The organism is Acinetobacter haemolyticus CIP 64.3 = MTCC 9819 (genome assembly GCF_000369065.1).
Classification (GTDB): Bacteria; Pseudomonadota; Gammaproteobacteria; order Pseudomonadales; family Moraxellaceae; genus Acinetobacter; species Acinetobacter haemolyticus.
The window spans coordinates 220279-237612 of sequence record NZ_KB849800.1 but is presented as its reverse complement, the minus strand read 5'-3'; the positions used below and the strand labels follow the sequence as shown (position 1 = coordinate 237612).

Sequence of the window (17334 nt, the reverse complement as noted above, 5' to 3'; positions counted from 1 at the left end):
AGATTTACAGTTAAAACTTTGGGAAAATATAAGGGAGTAAAACTGTGATGCATATAAAACCCAAAGACTAAATAAACCTCATGTCAGATTTAAATAAAAAAACTCGGATCAATAAGTCCGAGTTTTTTGGAAATAAACATCTATTTAAGTTAATGCGGTGCTGGTCCACCAGTCATTTGTTTCGGTTTAGGACTTAACCAAATCAAAATACTGGCAAATGCAAACACAATAGCCAGAATCATAAATACATGATTGGCTGAAATAGTAATAGCCTCTTTATCTACCAAATTTGCAATCATGCCTAGAGTTGCGTCAGGAGAAAACCCATTTTGCATCAAAGTATTCTGTACGTCCTGAGGATGTAAGCTATTGACCATTTCACTACGCGCGACTTTGGCATGATCATCCCAAATCGTGACAGCAATAGATGCACCGATTGCTCCTGCCATCGTTCTTAAAAAATTCATTAAACCTGCTGCAGATGCCATTTCTTGTGGCAATACTGAACCCATCGCAATATTGGACAGAGGAATAAAGAAGAATGGTACGGCAAAACCCTGCAAAATCTGTGGCCATGCCAACGCCATAAAATCGGCATCTGTGACCCAAAATGCGCGCATCAAAGTCACGACACCTAGCAAGGCTAAACCAAAGCTGGCTAATGCACGTGGATCGTATTTCGTTGCCAGTTTTGCCACAATCGGCGACATGGTTAAACTACCAAACCCCATAGTAGCGGTCAGATAACCTGCCCATGTAGCGGTATAGCCCAAGTTGATTTGTAACCATTGGGGAATTAAAACAATACTGCCAAAAAATGAGCCAAAGCCAAAGGCTAAAGCAAGTACAGAAATGCTAAAACCACGATGCCGGAACACATATAAATTTACAACAGGATGCTTTTCGGTCAACTCCCAAATCATGAACACGATGAAACCGATTACGGCGACTAGAGCAAGCATAATAATACTGCTACTGTTAAACCAATCTCGCTCATGTCCAAGATCAAGCATCAACTGCAATGCTCCGATCCACAGCACCAACAAACCTAAACCTATCGCATCAATCCGTAGTTTTTCAGTTTTGGTTTCAGCCACTTTTAATAAACGACTTGCAGCGAATACACAGAAAATACCGACAGGAATATTAATAAAGAATATCCAATGCCAAGACAAATTATCACTAATCAAGCCACCAAGAATAGGCCCTAAAATTGGCCCAACCACGGTCGTCATCGCCCAAAGTCCCATGGCTTGTGAGTGCTTTTCTGGTGGGAAGATCCGCATCAACAAAGTTTGGCTCAAAGGCATGAGTGGACCACCACATAACCCCTGTCCGATGCGGAAAAACACCAACATTTCTAGTGAAGTCGCCAAGCCACAAAGGAATGAAAAAATAGTAAAACCAATTAATCCAAAGACAAAGACACGAACAGTACCAAAGCGTCCTGCTAACCATCCCGTTAAGGGTACACAGATCGCTTCCGCAACAGCATAAGAGGTAATCACCCATGTGCCTTGTGAGCTGGAAACAGCTAAATTCCCTGTAATATGTGGAACTGAAACATTGGCAATTGTGGTATCTAAGACCACCATAAAATTTGAAAGTGCGATGACAAAAGCAGCAAGCAGTAAGCGCCCACCACTCAGTTCAGCAAAAGGATTTTGAGTTTTCATAGCTGATTACTTCGATGCGAGATCAATATCCGCTTGCATCGACAACCCCACCCTCAATGGATGTTCAGCCAGTTCTTTAGGATCAAGCGAAATTCGCACAGGCAAACGCTGTACCACCTTAATCCAATTACCTGTTGCATTTTGAGCTGGAATCAAAGCAAAAGCTGCACCAGTACCCCCAGAAAAACCTTGCACTGTCCCGTGATAAATCACATCACCCCCATACACATCGGAGGTTAAAGAAACCTTTTGCCCATCTTTTACTTTGGCGAGTTGGCTTTCTTTAAAATTGGCATCTACATATAAATCAGAAACTGGAACAACTGACATCATCACGGTACCCGGCGCAACACGTTGTCCAATCTGAATATTACGGCGTGCAATCACACCATCAACAGGTGCACGAATCACTGTCCGCTCTAAATCAAGTTGTGCTTGATCGACATGTGCTTTTGCCACAAGAACGTCAGGTGTTGAAGCCTCATTTACACCTTGAATCAACGCTTCATTTGCAGCAAAAGTACTTTCGGCAGCTTTACGACTCGAAGTTGCCTGAGCCAAACCTGCTTGTGCCAACTCAAGGCTCGCCTTCGCGGTTGATACCGCGCTTTGTGCCTTGCTCAATTCTTCCTTTGAAATTGCTCCCGTAGCAGCCAACTCATTACGACGTTTGAGTTCTAATGAAGCACGGTCATAATCTGCTTGAGCTTTGGTGACTTGTGCTTGTGCACTACTGATTTCGTCATTACGCACCACCACTTGCGAATTTAGAGAACGACTATTAGCTTGGCTTTGTTTATATTGACGCTGTGCTTTGGCTAGTTCAGCTTGCGCTTGCGCTAACTGAATTTTGGCATCACGCTCATCAATACGAACCAATACATCGCCTTGTTTGACCTGTTGCGTATCTTTGACGAGTACTTCAGCCACTTGCCCACTCACCATTGAGGTGACCTGTGCAGTTTCTGCACCGACATACGCATTATCGGTACTGACGGAATGATTGAAAAACAATGCCCAAATAGCATACAAAATGGCAGCGAGGATCAGAATAAGCATAAACAACCCCAGAAATTTTTTACGCTTTGCTTTCATTGCATTGTCTGTTGCAACATCTGAACCTATATTCTGCTGATTTGCTTGGGCATCATTCATACGTTATTCCTGAAAATTAAAACGACTTTTTAACTTTTGGTTTAATCAGCCGATCAGCTTAATTTGGGAAACTTAACTGAATGTTAAAACTGAACTCAAAAGGCATATAAGATGCTTTAACGACTCTGAAAATCAACAATGCCACTGCAAAAACTTTAAATGATTAATATTTATAATTATTTTTCGTATATTTCTTAGTATTAAAAAAAGCGCCACAAGACGCTTTCATATTCAATTTCAAACTTAGAATGCATAAGATGCGATAGCCGTTGCAATCGGTTTCTCTTCATAATTGACCATAGTCATGCGCATCGTGCATCCCTTACGCCCTAAACGTAAGGTTTCTGCGCGAGCAATAAAATATTTACCTCGACCAGGCGATAGGTAATCCACTCGCATATCTACTGTTGCGAGACGTGATACCTTTTTAATCGTATCTGGTAGATCTTCAGGTGATGCACGACGGTAAAGTTGCTCCATCGCAACGACCCCACCGATACTGTCTAACATGGTTGCAGCCACACCACCATGCAAAATTTGGAATGCCACATTGCCGATTAATTCAGGCTGCATTTCAAAATACCCTTCAATCTGATCATCAACAACTCGCATGACCATGCCACTGTATTTAAAAAAAGGACAGGCATTAAATGCTTTACAGAGCTGTTTCAAGACCACGTCATGATCGGCTTTTGCACCTAATTGAATATTTCCAGTCCAGTTTTTCTTTACATCATTCATACGCTGCTAACATCCAAGGGAACGATAAATACCCCATTATTTTGCACAAATCTAAAATTATGGGGCTACAATAGCTAAGTTTTTTAATTGATCTAAGCCGCTAAGCTTTCCCTAGCATGACTTAAATAACTCAATTATTCCTATAGTGTAATACTGAACATCGAGATTGTTATGACTTATACGTTCAATCGTCCTGCTTTTCCTGCGACTCGCATGCGCCGTATCCGTAAAAATGACCAACTTCGTGCAATGGTCAGTGAAACACAACTCACTGCCAATCATTTGATTTATCCAGTATTTGTACTGCCAGGACAGCAACAAACTCAAGACATTCCAAGCATGCCAAATGTGCAACGGTTATCTGCTGATTTATTGCTCAAAAAAGCGGAAAGCTTATTAGAACTGGGCGTTTCAAAACTGGCACTATTCCCTGTTACACCCCAAGAAGATAAAAGTTTGACCGCAGAAGCGGCATGGCATGAAGATGGTCTAGTGCAAACCACTTGCCGTTTATTAAAAAAAGAACTACCAGAAATGGTGCTCATCACAGATGGCGCACTTGATCCTTATACAACACATGGTCAAGACGGTATTATTGACGAGACAGGTTATGTCTTAAATGATGAAACTGTTGAATGCTTAGTTAAACAAGCACTCAGCCATGCGGAAGCGGGTGCAGATGTGGTTGCCCCAAGCGATATGATGGATGGACGAATTGCTGCCATTCGCCAAGCGTTGGAACAAAATGGTTTTATTTATACCAACATCATGGCGTATTCAGCAAAATACGCATCAAGCTTTTATGGTCCTTTCCGCGATGCAGTCGGTTCTGCAAGCAACTTAAAAGGTGGTAATAAATATAATTACCAGATGGATGTGGGCAACCGCGCAGAAGCGTTGCATGAAATCGCGCTTGATATTCAAGAAGGCGCAGACATGGTGATAGTCAAACCGGGTATGCCTTATCTGGATATCGTTCGTGAAGTGAAAGACACTTTTGGTGTGCCGACATTCATCTATCAGGTGAGTGGCGAATATGCCATGCTTGCAGGCGCGATTCAAAATGGCTGGTTATCTGACAGTGTGATTTTAGAATCATTAATGTGCTGTCGTCGTGCAGGTGCAGATGGTATCTGGACCTATTTTGCTGAAGAAGCAGCACGTAAACTGAAAGAGATGAAATAGAACTCCACTTATGCATATTGCCATCATTGGTGCAGGAATTAGCGGCTTAATGACTGCACTTGAGCTCGTTGAACAAGGCTGCTCCGTCGATATTTTTGATCAACAACAAGCTGGTCAGGCCGCATCATGGGCAGGCGGTGGCATCCTCTCTCCGATGTATCCTTGGCGATATGCACCAGAGGTCAACCAACTTGCCCAATACGGCAAATCACTCTATCAATCATGGAATGAAAAACTATCCCCGATCACAGGTATCGATTTTCAAATCCACAACACCGGTATGTTGATCTTCGATCAAGAAGATTTTCAGACTGGATTAAACTACGCAACACAACACAATGAACCGATGCAGCAATGTGATCTGCTCAATCGCATACAACTCGAAGCTGTAAATTCACATATTTCAAAACAGTTTGATCAAGCAATTTACTTTCCTCAACTTGCCAATGTTCGCAATCCTCGCCTATTACAATCTTTGATTCATTATTTAAAGCAACATCCTTGCGTTCGCTTTTTTGAACATTGTACCGTCGAGAAACTGATCATTAAAAATAAAACCGTTCACGGTATAGAAACTGAAGATCATCAACAATATTTTGCTGATCAGGTGGTACTCACTTCAGGTGCATGGAGCAATTATTGGCAACAACAAGTTCAGCGAAAGATTCCTGTACATCCTGTACAAGGTCAAATGTTGTTATTTAAAAGCCCTGAGAATTGGTTACCGACGATGTGTATGAATCGCGTCATGTATTTAATCCCACGTCAGGACGGACATATTGTTTGTGGATCAAGTATGTCTGAATGCGGATTTAGTACAGCCGTCGATGCACAAACCCAACAAGATATTTTATCTGCTTGTTTGGAAATGGTACCTGAGTTAGCACAATTCCCGATTGTAAAGCGCTGGGCTGGTTTACGCCCAAGTTCGCCACATGGTATTCCCTATATCGGTGCAATGCCTGAAATTAATCGTCTTTGGGCAAATTTCGGGCATTTCCGCAATGGGCTATGTATGGGTGCAGGATCAGCAAAACTGTTGGCACAACTCATGTTAGATCAGAAAACTTTTGTTGATCCGCACGGCTATTCACCTGACCGATTGGCATGTACTCAATCAGCGATCCATGAGAATCTGAGTTAAGGCATCTTGTAAACTTGGATAGTTAAATCTAAAACCATGCGTCAATAAAGCTTGGGGCTGGACATATTGCCCGTTCAAGATCAACTGAGACTGTTCACCCAAAATGATTTCAAAAACACATTTTGGCATAGGAATAAATGGCTTACGTTTTAATAGCCTAGATGCTGTTTGCATAAAATGCTGCTGATTTGTCAACTCTGGTGCGACCACATTATAAATTTTTTGAGCGCTGTCTAAATGCATCAAGAATAAAATTGCATCTAATACATCTTGAATATGCACCCAGACAACAGGTTGTTGCCCTGTACCAATTTTTCCAACCATATTCAGTTTAATTGGTAAAAGCATTTGCGGCAGAATGCCTCCACCACGACCAAAAACAACACCTAAACGGATAATTTTAGTATTTTGCTGTCTAAATTTAAGTGCTGTTTGCTCCCATGCCTGACACAATTCAGACATAAAAATCGCTTGTGCGGGGGTATTTTCATCACAGATTGCAGTCCATTGTTCGTGTGGATCAATCCCGTAATAACCGATCGCTGAACCTGAAATAATGCACTTTGGATAAATATTTTGACGCTCTAACCAGTCATACAGCCGCTGCGTCATGTTGACTCGACTTTCAATCAATTGCTGTTTACGTTTTTCAGTCCAACGCTTTTCACCGATATTTTCACCCGCAAGATTAATTACAAAATCTATTTCTGAGGTGGTTATTTGTTCTAAATCATTGACCCATCTAAGCTGGGGATGTTGAGATACTTTTTGCTTTTGTCGTGTTAGTGCGATCACATGATATTGCTGTTCCAACAAAAAAGGTAAAAGATGAGAGCCAATAAATCCACTCGCACCTGTTACCAACACCGTCATTTTTTGCATGGTACGACCTACTTAGCATAATACTCATTGTAAATAGCTATAGCAGAATATCGAGGAATTACAAGTCAGCTTAAACTAAGCAAACATTTTAGCCGCCATACGTTGCGCTTGTTTACCATAAAACCAATAGGTAATCAGATATAATGGGATGGCTAACATCAACCACATGGCCAAAACAGTAAGTAAAAACTTGGGTTGTTGTAAATACAATAAGAAATTTTGCCACACTTGAGGATCTTTACGGGCAAAGAGAAACAGTCCACCAAGTAAACCAATTAAGTTATATCCCCAAAAAATCAAAGAGAAAACCAATGTAAAACGTTTCTGCTCTTGAGCTGTTGGTGCACGGCGCTGTTGCCTTAAAAACTTGAATAAAACTAAAATGATCGCAATCAAATAAGGCATTGCGGTGAGGATACCACCTATACTATTCGGTAAAAATGCTGCCAGTACGCCTGTGAGCAAAGTCAAAACCAAACAAATTATAAAAAACCATAAATAATACAAACGCAATGAAATCATACAGATAACCTTATAAGGTTGGTTTCGAAAAATAATTATAAGTTTTTTTCAATTTTTTTTCATTTTAATGTCAACCAAAGCCAAACTCATGTCGTTATATAGGGTATAAGGTCGCAGCAACCGACGAACATTGCACGGCATCCGCAGTTTTTTTCGGTGACCTTTCATTATGACTCTCCATCTTTAACAATGGTTTTGTTAGCAGCCAGAACTTTTGATAAAGATTTTGACCGACGATTTCTCATCACTCGAATCGTCGGTTTTATTTTGCCTGTGATTTGAGTTTGATCAAATATTAGCAACATACATTTTGATCAACGCCCCCTCATCATCTCTGACATTTGTTAAGAATGCCCAATTACACTTTTCATAAAAATCGTCGAGGTCTGTCACCAGATAGAGCGTTTCAAATCCCAAGGTTTTCGTTTCCGCTCGGGCAAAATCCAACAGCTTTCTGGCGATATTTTGCTTTCGATACGCCGTTTCAACGAATAAAGCGCACAGATTCGGACTAAGGTCTTTCCGATCATGGAAATCATTGTCAATTATTCCAGCGCCGGCAATGATCTGCCCTGTATCACTTAGAATTACATACCATTGTGGGATGCTGTTTGACTGTTCAATCGAAGTTCGGATGCTGTCCCGATAGACTTCTACAGGTATCTCCCATTTATCCGAAAACCATATCGCCGCTAGTTCAAGCAACTCAGGATTATTCGCTAACTTAATAATATTCATCAGGGTTAAATTAATCTCTTTTAAATACTTTAACAATAAACCATTACTGACCTTTAAAATGTGGCAAACGTCTTTCAAGCATCGCCCGAACACCCTCTTGAGCATCCTCAGATTCAAATAATGGTTTGAGGTAATTATCCATTTTATTAAAAGCAACTGTCTGTCCTAGAGACACGCCATCTGTTGCCGAAGCTAACAAAGCCTGTACAGCAAGCGGCGCAGCAATACAAATCTCTTTAGCAACTTCGATCGCACGCTCAAGTTGATTACCTTTTTCTACAACCTCAGAAACAAGATTCAACTCATTGGCTTTTTGAGTATCAAAGGTTTTACCTGTAAGCAAATAAGGCATGGCTTTTTGCCAACCAGCTGCCTGTACAAAACGAACCGTCGCACCGCCAAAAGGCATAATTCCACGTAATACTTCGAGTTGACCAAATATCGTGTCTTCGCTGGCAATCACCACATCGGCATTCAGCATTAACTCAACACCAGCGGTATAGCAAATACCCTGTACCGCGACCACAACTGGTTTAGTTCTATGTCGACCACCGACACCCCAAGGATTGATTTGCGCTTCTTCAAAATTAAAAATCCCATGTGGAATTTTAGGTTGTAATTCCACTAGGTCTAGACCAGCAGTAAAATGATCACCATGCGCAAAAATGACAGCACAACGTAATTCAGGATTATTCTCATATTCTGTTAATGCTAAAGATAAATCCTCAATCATATGGCTATCAAAGGCATTGCGTTTTGCCACACGATCTAAACCGATCAACATAATATGGTCAATAATTTCACGGCTTACTTTTCCTAAGCTCATTTTCTATTTCCTGTTATTAAATTAATTGGATACCAAACTAGTTGATCGTTTTAAAATGATCAAGCGATATCTTGTAGCTACTTTCTGCTTGGCTAAGCTCTACTTTTTTAAACTTGATCAAGATTTTGACCGACAATTTATCATCACTCGAATCGTCGTTTTTTATTTGCCTGAAAATAAGGAAAATCTTTTAATCTTTAGTATTATTCATTTCCCCTTGATATACCAATGTGCTTCATGTTAAAAATAATATCATATTGTTCAGTGGGTTAAGTTATTTTTTAGAATAACACTCTGCATTGTGAACAATGCAAATTCAGTTTTATGAATATTTTGATCAATATTCATAAAATAAATGTTAGTTTTCTACTTAGAATATCTGAGTAACAATAGGTCCCAAAAAAGAGATGGCTGAAAAATATAATGCTTCAAATCTTGCAATTGAACAAATTTTAAATTTTATAAAATCAGAAGAAATTGCAATTCCAGAAATTCAAAGACCATTCGTATGGAAACCTAAACAGGTTCGAGATTTAATTGATTCACTTTATACAGGCTACCCAACAGGTTATTTAATTATATCCCAAAGCCCCAATATGAGATTAAAGGATGGAACATTATCTGAGGGAAAGAAAATCATGATTGATGGACAACAACGTGTTACAGCCTTGATGACTTCAATTATGGGAATGGAAGTCATCACATCTAATTTTGAGAAAAAAAGAATAAAAATTTCATTTAATCCATTGGCTATAGATAATGATGAGCTATTCAAAGTACAAGATAATGCAATATCAAAAGATAAAAAATGGATTACAGATATTGCAGATATATTTCTCCCAGATTTTAAACGAGGTAGTTTTGTCTCAAAATATTGTGAACTCAATCCAGAGATGGATTCGGATAAACTACATGATATTTTAGATCATTTAATTGGAATCAAAAATCGTCAAATTGGTGTGATTACCCTAAACAAAGAATTGACTATTGATGAAGTAACAGAAATATTTATCCGTATAAATAGTCAAGGTGCAAAATTAAATCAGGCTGATTTTGCGATGTCTAAGATTGCTGCAAATGTAAACTATGGTGGAAATATATTAAGAAAAGCAATTGACTATTTTTCTCACTTAGCAGTTCAACCAGATTGGTATGCTGAAATGTCGAAAGACAAAGATTTCATGGCAACGGAATTTATCAATAAAATTAAATGGCTGAAAGATGATAAAGATGACATTTTTGACCCAGGGTATGGAGATATCTTACGTGTCGCATTTATGCATAAATTTGGTCGTGGCAAGATGAAAGATCTCGTCAGCTTATTGGGCGGTCGAGACTTTGAAACTCGTGATTATAAAGAAGAAATAGCTGAAGACTCATTTAAGAAGTTAACACAAGGTGTAATGGATTTTATGAATGAATTTTCATTTACTAATTTTGTTCTTGCCATTAAATCCGCAGGTTTTATTTCCAGTAAACTCATCAACTCTCAAATGACACTTGATTTTGCCTATACACTCTATCTCATTTTGAATAACAACAATCAGATAGATAAAACTCAAATTAAACATTATGTTGCAAAATGGTATATTTTCTCAACATTGACCAGTCGATACATTACCTCTCCTGAAACAGTCATGGATATGGACATCAAAAAGATATCAGAAAAAGGATTCTTAGAATATTTTAAGGAAATGGAAGATGCACATCTATCAGATTCATTCTGGGAAATTGGACTAGTTCAGAATCTTGAGACCTCAGCAGTAAATAGCCCATTTTTCAATGTGTTTTTAGCTGCTCAAATCCATACAAGTGATAACTCTTTATTAATGAATGGTACAAAAGTACGGGACTTGATCACAACTATGGGTGATATACATCATATTTTTCCTAAAAAATATCTCCAGAATAATGGTATAACTGAAAAATCTAAATATAATCAAATTGCCAATTATATCTATTTTGATACACAAACAAATATTTCGATTGCTGATAAACCACCAAATGAATACTTTAAAATTGTTTTTGACCAAACTGAAACTAAAAACCCCAAATATGGGAACATTTTTGATATCAAAATATTGAAGGAAAACCTGAAAAGCAATTGTATCCCAGAAAATATTGTATCTATGGATGTAAAAGATTATGAAGATTTTTTATTGGAACGCAGAAAACTTATGGCTGAAAAAATAAAGAAATATTACTATTCAATCTAGCCAAAACGCTCAACACAATTGAACTGATTATGCTACCTTATCCCTATTCAAAATTTTGGGGTTTTCCATTTCATGACCGTGCGTTTTTTTCATACGTCTGACTGGCATCTGGGACAGTTTTTTTACAACCATTCCCGCCACTACGAACATGAACAATTTCTTGCATGGTTACTTGAGCAAATCAAAATTAAGCAACCACATGCTTTACTCATTGCAGGTGATATTTTTGATGTGATCAATCCGAGTTCACAAGCACAGAAACAGCTTTATCAATTCCTTGCCGATGCGCATGATCTTGCACCACAGATGCAAACATTGATGATCGCGGGAAATCATGACTCAGGCTATCGCATTGAACAAGTTGAACCCTTACTTGAAAAATACAATGCCAAAACAGTCGGAGTGATTCGCTGGAATGAAGATAAAAGCTTAGATTTAGATCGTTTAATTTTGCCGATTTATGATGAGCAAAAACAGATTGTCGCATGGTGTATTGCCCTGCCTTTCTTACGTTCAGCCGAAATCACAGGCTTTAACGAACACACGACTAACAGTCAAAATGCGATTGCTTATCTGCATCAACATTTAATCGCTGAAGCAAAACGCCGCAAAACTGATGATCAAGCTTTAATTCTGATGTCACATGCACATATGCAAGGTGGTGAAACCTCAGATTCTGAACGCCCAATTATTATTGGTAATGAAGAAGCGCTTTCAACCACGCTGTTTGACGACGAGATAAATTATGTGGCTTTAGGGCATCTGCATAAACCACAAAAAGTCGGATATGATCACATTCGTTATAGTGGCTCTCCGATCCCTTTATCATTTAGTGAAATTAATTATAAACACCAAGTGGTTGAAGTCACGATCGATCCCAATGCAACTGAAAATCAAGTTGAGTTTGAGGCAATTGCCATTCCGCGAGCGATTCAATTACATAAAATAAAAGGTGAACTCAATGACGTCATGCAGCGACTCAAAAATCTGCCACAGGGCGCTATAGGCTCTATTGATCATCGTGAATATATCGATATTGAATACCACACAGCAACACCTCCCCAACCGAATCTTAGACAACAATTTGAAGATGCCTTGCCTAAAGATCGTTACCGTTTAGTGCGAATTTCAAGACAATATTTATCTAATGAAACCAATGCTGAAAGCGAATCAAAAATTAATTTAGAACCACCGACACCCGAAAAACTGTTTCAACAAATTTGGGAGAAAAAAGGCTATAGCGTTGATGATGAAGTCAGCAAAGACTTTTTAAGCTTAGTTGCTGAAGCACAGAAAAAACTTGAAGATGATCAAGCAGTTTAAGGATTTGCCATGAAAATTTTATCCATTCGACTAAAAAATCTGGCATCTCTTGCAGGTGAGCATTTTATTGATTTTGAAAGTGAGCCTTTAGCACATGCTGGATTGATTGCCATTATCGGAAAAACGGGTGCAGGTAAATCCACCATTTTAGATGCGATGTGTCTTGCCCTATTTAATAAAATTCCGAGACTCAAAGACAGTGATGGCAAATTGTTAGATGTAGATGGTTCAGAATTGTTAACCAACTCTCCTCTCACTGTATTACGTCGTGGTACTGGTCATGGATTTGCTGAGCTGTGCTTTGTCGCACAGGATCAAAAACATTATTTAGCACGTTGGGAAATTAAACGTGCCCGTGAAAATGCCAATGGTAAATTACAAAGTGTACAACGCTCATTGAAATGCCTCACCGATGGCGTGGTTGTCGCAGATAAAACCAAAGCCGTCGAAACGCACATTCAACAAATTACGCAGCTCAGTTTTGAACAATTTACGCGTGCGGTGCTTTTGGCACAATCCGAAGTAACCGCTTTTTTAAAAGCACGTGATAATGAACGTGGTGAACTCTTAGAGTACCTCACCAACTCAAGTATTTTTGCCAAAATTGGGCAATTGGCTTTTGAAAAAACCAAAGAAGTTCGCTTACAACGAGAAAAATTAGAAAGTGTTTTAGGTCATATTGAAATTCGTTCTGATGAAGAAATCGCTGAGTTACAACAGCAATTCCAACAGTTACAACAACACGTGCAACAACTTGAAAATGAAAAAAATCAATTCAGACAACAACAGCAGTGGTTTGAACAACGCGATAAAATCAATAAAGACATAGCGTTAAAAAAACAAGACTATGATCTGCAACTTAAAGCGCAAGAAAACATCGCCAAAGATCGCCAATTACTGAGTCAATTAGAAACGTTTGCTGAGATACGCCCTATTGTATTTCAACAACAACAATTACAAAAAACATTGCAACAACTCGCGCCACAAATTCAACAAAAGGGCAATGAATTTAGTGCCTTAACCACTCAATTTGAGCAGCAAAAAACGCTTTATACACAAGTAGAAACAACACTCAATCAATTTCAAGATTTCGAGCAAAAGCATCAAACTGAACTGACACAAGTACGCAAGTTTGTGCAAGAACGTGACTATATTGCTGAAGAATATAAGAAAACCAAAATTCGACTGACTCAATTGGAAAGTCAGCAGCAACCACTCATCGAGCAACAACAACAGCTTGAACAAAGCATTCGAAACTTGAGTGCGCAACATACGGCTTGCTTAGAACAGTTAAAACACAGTGCCCAATACACGCCTTTGGATAAAGGCTTAAATGCCCATATTCAACAACTCAAGCAATTTATTCAGCAATATCAAAAAGTAGAAAACACGTTAGGCTCTATTCAACAAGCACAGACTCAACTTGAGCAAGATCAAAACACATTCAACAATTTAGTTATTCAATTTGGCGTAACCCAACAAATTGAACAGCGTATTGAGCAACAGTCGAAACTAAAAGAAACCCAACAAATTCGCATCAATCAATTGGATGCAATTCAACAAAAACTTCAGCATTATTTTGAATTAAAAAATGAAGTGCTTACGCAGCAAAACAAATTTGAAGCTCTACAAAAGCAAGTTCAACAGCTAGAACAATGCAGCAAAAAAACTGAACAAGATTATCACGCTGCTAAAACTGAACGTGAGAAACTACAACTGGTTTTGCAACAACAACGTCTATTACATGCTGAAAATATTGAACATCTACGTGCTGAACTCAAGCACGGTGAAGCCTGCCTTGTCTGTGGCAGTACTGAACATCCTTATCGTGATGACGAGAGCCAAATCTCTAAAACATTATATGCCTTACAGCAACAACAAGAACAGCAAGCGATTCAACAGGAACAACAGCTTTTCCAACTTTGGCAAAAAGCTCAACAACAATTCACCCAAAGCCATACTGAACACAATCAATTGCAACAGCAGTTGCAGCAATTGCATGACAAATTAAAAACCCACGATCAACTGTTACAGCAACATTTATCACAGTTGAATATTCAACTCGATTTCAATCTCACTGAGCATGACCTAAATGAAAATAGCATCAAGGCTAAGATGCAAACATTCGTTTTAGAAGCATCACAGACTCAACAGCAGCTTGAAAAGGAATTACAACAACTTAACCAAGCCAATAAAGATCAGCATGTGCTTCATCAAAACATTCAAAATACGCTTCATCAACTTCAGACCGTAGAGCACTTACAGCAACAGATTCAACATATCGTAGACTGTCTCAATGCTGACGATAAAATGGCTTGGTCAAAACAAGGTTTGTCATTCTCACAACACGTATTACACGCATTGCAACAACGTAGCCAACAACTAGAGCATGCAGAATCGCTCATCAAACAAAAAGACCAAATTGATCAGCAGTTGAATGTATTAAAGACCAATTTGGCAGGACTCACTACGCAACAAGCAGAGTGCGCGCAACAATTAAAAGACATCGAAATTAAAGGCAAACAAAATACGGATGCTGCTAATCAACTGATTATAACGATGACAGGTTCAGCTGAAATCAAAGCCAATGAATGGTTACAACAGCATGATCAACAACGTCAGCAATTACAGAACCAGTATCAGCAGTTAAAGCAAAGTTTTGAACAAGCTCGTCATAATTATGAGCAGCAGAAAAATGTGCTCGAACAACTCAAAGCACAACAGAAACAGAATCATGATTCTCTTGAACGATGTAAAACTGAAATCACCAATTGGTTAGCTCAGCAGCAAAATTTTGCAGAAGATCAACTCAGCGAATTACTTGCGATTTCATCAGCTCAAGAACAGCAGATTAGAAATGCAATACAACAAGCGGATCGTGCTTTGAGTGAAGCAAATTCTGCACTGAAAACCATGCAAGAACAGTTGAATGTACATCTTCAATCAGAACCCAATATTCAGATTGAACAACTCACTGAATTGATAAATGCCAATCAAGAAATTTTGCAACAGACAACAGAGCAACGTGATCAACTTAAACTTCAATTGGAAGTGCATCAACAAAATTTAGCCAAACAAAAACAGTTTGTGGATCAGATTCAACAGATCCAGCAACAAGAACATCGCTGGAATAAAATTTCTAGCCTTATTGGCGACTCAAAAGGTAAAGAATTCCGTGATTTAGCTCAGCAATATAATCTCGACATTTTGCTTGAATATGCCAATCAACAACTGGCGATGCTTTCTCAGCGCTATACCTTAAAACGTTTGGATAATTCGCTGAGTCTTGCAATTATTGACCATGATATGGATGGTGAAACCCGTTCAGTTGCTTCTTTATCTGGCGGAGAATCTTTCCTCACTGCCCTCGCCATTTCATTGGCGATTGCCAATATGGCATCAGGTTCGATGAAAATCGAATCGCTGTTTATTGATGAGGGCTTTGGCACCTTGGATGCATCATCCTTACATATGGTGATGAATGCGCTGGATCAACTGCAAAGCCAAGGACGTAAAGTCATTTTAATCTCGCACATTCAGGAAATGCATGAACGTATCCCTGTACAGATTCAGGTACAACCCATTGGTTCAGGTTCAAGTCGGATTGAAGTGGTGGGGTGAAAATGAATATCCAATTACTACACAATGAAATGTTAAAAAAAGGAATCTGCTTTGAAGTCGGCCTCACAAATTTAGAACTTGAAGCAATAGAACAACTTTTTGCATTCCACTTTCCTCCTGATTTGAAGGATTTTTTAAAGCATGCACTGCCAGTATCGGAAAATGAATGGAAATTTCCTCATTGGAGAGAATCACTTTATAAAGATAAAGCAAAACATATTCTTATGGAAAAACTCAATTGGCCTCAGGAAGGAATTGCGTTTGATATTCAAAACGGCTTTTGGTTAGATCGATGGGGAGCAGCACCAGAAGAAATCTCAGACCGTCTGGCAATATTTGAGGATAATTTTAAAGCTTATCCGCAAATGATCCCAATTTATGCTCATCGTTATATCCCTACTACACCATTTGAAAGCGGAAATCCTGTATTTTCAATAATGCAAACAGATATTATTTATTATGGAACAAATCTAATAAATTACTTTTGTAATGAATTTAAACTCGATAAAAAGCTCTATGACCAAGCACAGGAAACTCCAAAACATATTAAATTCTGGAGCTATCTCACCGAATTAGATGATAATCAAGACTAAGCTGAATAATCCCTCTTCCCAAACAGTGCTGTACCTACTCTCACCATGGTTGAACCCGCAGCAATCGCAGCATCCAAATCGGCAGACATACCCATACTCAATGTATCCCAATCTTGCTGTTGTGCATGTAATGATTTCACTTGATCAAATAAAGTTTTAGCATCAGCAAATGCAGCAACGTTATCAGGTGCTGGAATCACCATCAAACCACGTAAACGTAAATTTGGTAGTCGGCTGATTTGCTCTACTAATTCAGCGACCTCATTTGGTTCACAACCATCTTTAGAGTCTTGTCCGTCAATGTTAACTTGAAGACAAATATTCAAAGCTTGCTGACCATCTAAACGCTGATTAGACAATCGCTCTGCAATAATGAGGCGATCTACGCCATGTACCCAATCAAACTTTTCAGCTAAATGTTTAGTTTTATTCCGTTGAACATGCCCGATAAAATGCCATTCAATTTCTAAATCTTGCAGTTCCTCAATTTTCCCCAACGCCTCTTGAAGATAATTTTCACCAAAACTACGTTGCCCAGCTAGATACAGCTCTCGCAAACTTTGACTCGGATGTGTCTTTGATACAGCTAACAATTGTACAGATTTTGGATCACGCTGAACGTGCTGGCAGGCTTGTTCTATTTGCATTAGTACGTGTTGGCGTTGTTGTTGGAGTAAATTCATTGACACAGTTCTCATTCACGACATCTTTT

At 38.8% G+C, this 17334-nt stretch carries 14 protein-coding genes; 6 read left to right on the top strand and 8 right to left on the bottom strand.

Translation table 11 applies throughout. The annotated features are described in order from the left end of the window. Nucleotides 1-149: 149 nt before the first annotated feature. The 3 genes from F927_RS03855 to F927_RS03845 form a co-directional block, all read right to left on the bottom strand. Nucleotides 150-1676: a DHA2 family efflux MFS transporter permease subunit gene (locus tag F927_RS03855; protein ID WP_005081610.1), complete on the bottom strand. Its 1527-nt coding sequence runs from the start codon at nucleotides 1674-1676 to the stop codon at nucleotides 150-152. A gap of 6 nt (nucleotides 1677-1682) precedes the next feature. Then, nucleotides 1683-2831: an HlyD family efflux transporter periplasmic adaptor subunit gene (locus F927_RS03850; protein ID WP_005081607.1), complete on the bottom strand. Its 1149-nt coding sequence runs from the start codon at nucleotides 2829-2831 to the stop codon at nucleotides 1683-1685. Nucleotides 2832-3074: 243 nt separating this feature from the next. After that, a complete protein-coding gene (locus F927_RS03845; protein ID WP_005081605.1) occupies nucleotides 3075-3572 on the bottom strand; it encodes a thioesterase family protein in 498 nt (165 codons plus the stop codon). Nucleotides 3573-3743: 171 nt separating this feature from the next. Between F927_RS03845 and hemB the strand changes: the two genes are divergently transcribed. Then, nucleotides 3744-4757 carry a porphobilinogen synthase gene (gene hemB, locus F927_RS03840; RefSeq protein ID WP_004638230.1) on the top strand — a complete coding sequence of 338 codons (1014 nt, stop codon included), beginning with the start codon at nucleotides 3744-3746 and terminating at the stop codon, nucleotides 4755-4757. Between the two features lie 10 nt (nucleotides 4758-4767). After that, nucleotides 4768-5901, top strand: coding sequence for a glycine oxidase ThiO (gene thiO, locus F927_RS03835; protein ID WP_005081604.1), 1134 nt, complete (start codon nucleotides 4768-4770; stop codon nucleotides 5899-5901). On the opposite strand, the gene F927_RS03830 is transcribed toward thiO, so the two are convergent. The 4 genes from F927_RS03830 to F927_RS03815 form a co-directional block, all read right to left on the bottom strand. Then, nucleotides 5875-6783 (bottom strand): TIGR01777 family oxidoreductase, encoded by a 909-nt coding sequence (locus F927_RS03830; RefSeq protein WP_005081601.1) that lies wholly within the window; start codon nucleotides 6781-6783, stop codon nucleotides 5875-5877. The genes thiO and F927_RS03830 overlap by 27 nt on opposite strands. A 75-nt stretch (nucleotides 6784-6858) precedes the next feature. After that, nucleotides 6859-7305 (bottom strand): ABZJ_00895 family protein, encoded by a 447-nt coding sequence (locus F927_RS03825; RefSeq protein ID WP_004638226.1) that lies wholly within the window; start codon nucleotides 7303-7305, stop codon nucleotides 6859-6861. A gap of 288 nt (nucleotides 7306-7593) precedes the next feature. Then, entirely contained in the window at nucleotides 7594-8043 is a 450-nt protein-coding gene (locus tag F927_RS03820; protein WP_017394608.1) for a GNAT family N-acetyltransferase, read from the bottom strand. 43 nt (nucleotides 8044-8086) lie between these two features. Beyond that, on the bottom strand, nucleotides 8087-8869 hold the full coding sequence (locus F927_RS03815; protein WP_005081596.1) for a crotonase/enoyl-CoA hydratase family protein: 783 nt from the start codon (nucleotides 8867-8869) through the stop codon (nucleotides 8087-8089). A 407-nt stretch (nucleotides 8870-9276) separates the two neighbouring features. Between F927_RS03815 and F927_RS03810 the strand changes: the two genes are divergently transcribed. The 4 genes from F927_RS03810 (at nucleotide 9277) to F927_RS03795 (ending at nucleotide 16622) form a co-directional block, all read left to right on the top strand. Continuing rightward, on the top strand, nucleotides 9277-11085 hold the full coding sequence (locus F927_RS03810; protein WP_005081594.1) for a GmrSD restriction endonuclease domain-containing protein: 1809 nt from the start codon (nucleotides 9277-9279) through the stop codon (nucleotides 11083-11085). 72 nt (nucleotides 11086-11157) lie between these two features. Beyond that, nucleotides 11158-12408 (top strand): exonuclease SbcCD subunit D, encoded by a 1251-nt coding sequence (locus tag F927_RS03805; protein WP_005081592.1) that lies wholly within the window; start codon nucleotides 11158-11160, stop codon nucleotides 12406-12408. Nucleotides 12409-12417: 9 nt separating this feature from the next. Continuing rightward, nucleotides 12418-16029: an AAA family ATPase gene (locus F927_RS03800; RefSeq protein WP_005081589.1), complete on the top strand. Its 3612-nt coding sequence runs from the start codon at nucleotides 12418-12420 to the stop codon at nucleotides 16027-16029. Nucleotides 16030-16031: 2 nt separating this feature from the next. Next, nucleotides 16032-16622, top strand: a complete 591-nt coding sequence (locus F927_RS03795; RefSeq protein ID WP_005081587.1) for a hypothetical protein — start codon at nucleotides 16032-16034, stop codon at nucleotides 16620-16622. Here the strand turns inward: F927_RS03795 and F927_RS03790 are convergent. Further along, a complete protein-coding gene (locus F927_RS03790; RefSeq protein WP_005081586.1) occupies nucleotides 16619-17305 on the bottom strand; it encodes a YggS family pyridoxal phosphate-dependent enzyme in 687 nt (228 codons plus the stop codon). The two genes, F927_RS03795 and F927_RS03790, sit on opposite strands and share 4 nt — an antisense overlap. Between the last annotated feature and the right edge of the window lie 29 nt (nucleotides 17306-17334).

What these genes read in the sequence shown, in the direction of transcription:
- hemB (WP_004638230.1), top strand. Translation starts at nt 3,744, where the DNA reads ATGACTTATACGTTCAATCGTCCTGCTTTTCCTGCGACTCGCATGCGC.
- F927_RS03820 (WP_017394608.1), bottom strand. Translation starts at nt 8,043, where the DNA reads ATGAATATTATTAAGTTAGCGAATAATCCTGAGTTGCTTGAACTAGCG.
- thiO (WP_005081604.1), top strand. Translation starts at nt 4,768, where the DNA reads ATGCATATTGCCATCATTGGTGCAGGAATTAGCGGCTTAATGACTGCA.
- F927_RS03815 (WP_005081596.1), bottom strand. Translation starts at nt 8,869, where the DNA reads ATGAGCTTAGGAAAAGTAAGCCGTGAAATTATTGACCATATTATGTTG.
- F927_RS03795 (WP_005081587.1), top strand. Translation starts at nt 16,032, where the DNA reads ATGAATATCCAATTACTACACAATGAAATGTTAAAAAAAGGAATCTGC.
- F927_RS03800 (WP_005081589.1), top strand. Translation starts at nt 12,418, where the DNA reads ATGAAAATTTTATCCATTCGACTAAAAAATCTGGCATCTCTTGCAGGT.
- F927_RS03830 (WP_005081601.1), bottom strand. Translation starts at nt 6,783, where the DNA reads ATGCAAAAAATGACGGTGTTGGTAACAGGTGCGAGTGGATTTATTGGC.
- F927_RS03845 (WP_005081605.1), bottom strand. Translation starts at nt 3,572, where the DNA reads ATGAATGATGTAAAGAAAAACTGGACTGGAAATATTCAATTAGGTGCA.
- F927_RS03790 (WP_005081586.1), bottom strand. Translation starts at nt 17,305, where the DNA reads ATGAATTTACTCCAACAACAACGCCAACACGTACTAATGCAAATAGAA.
- F927_RS03855 (WP_005081610.1), bottom strand. Translation starts at nt 1,676, where the DNA reads ATGAAAACTCAAAATCCTTTTGCTGAACTGAGTGGTGGGCGCTTACTG.
- F927_RS03810 (WP_005081594.1), top strand. Translation starts at nt 9,277, where the DNA reads ATGGCTGAAAAATATAATGCTTCAAATCTTGCAATTGAACAAATTTTA.
- F927_RS03850 (WP_005081607.1), bottom strand. Translation starts at nt 2,831, where the DNA reads ATGAATGATGCCCAAGCAAATCAGCAGAATATAGGTTCAGATGTTGCA.
- F927_RS03805 (WP_005081592.1), top strand. Translation starts at nt 11,158, where the DNA reads ATGACCGTGCGTTTTTTTCATACGTCTGACTGGCATCTGGGACAGTTT.
- F927_RS03825 (WP_004638226.1), bottom strand. Translation starts at nt 7,305, where the DNA reads ATGATTTCATTGCGTTTGTATTATTTATGGTTTTTTATAATTTGTTTG.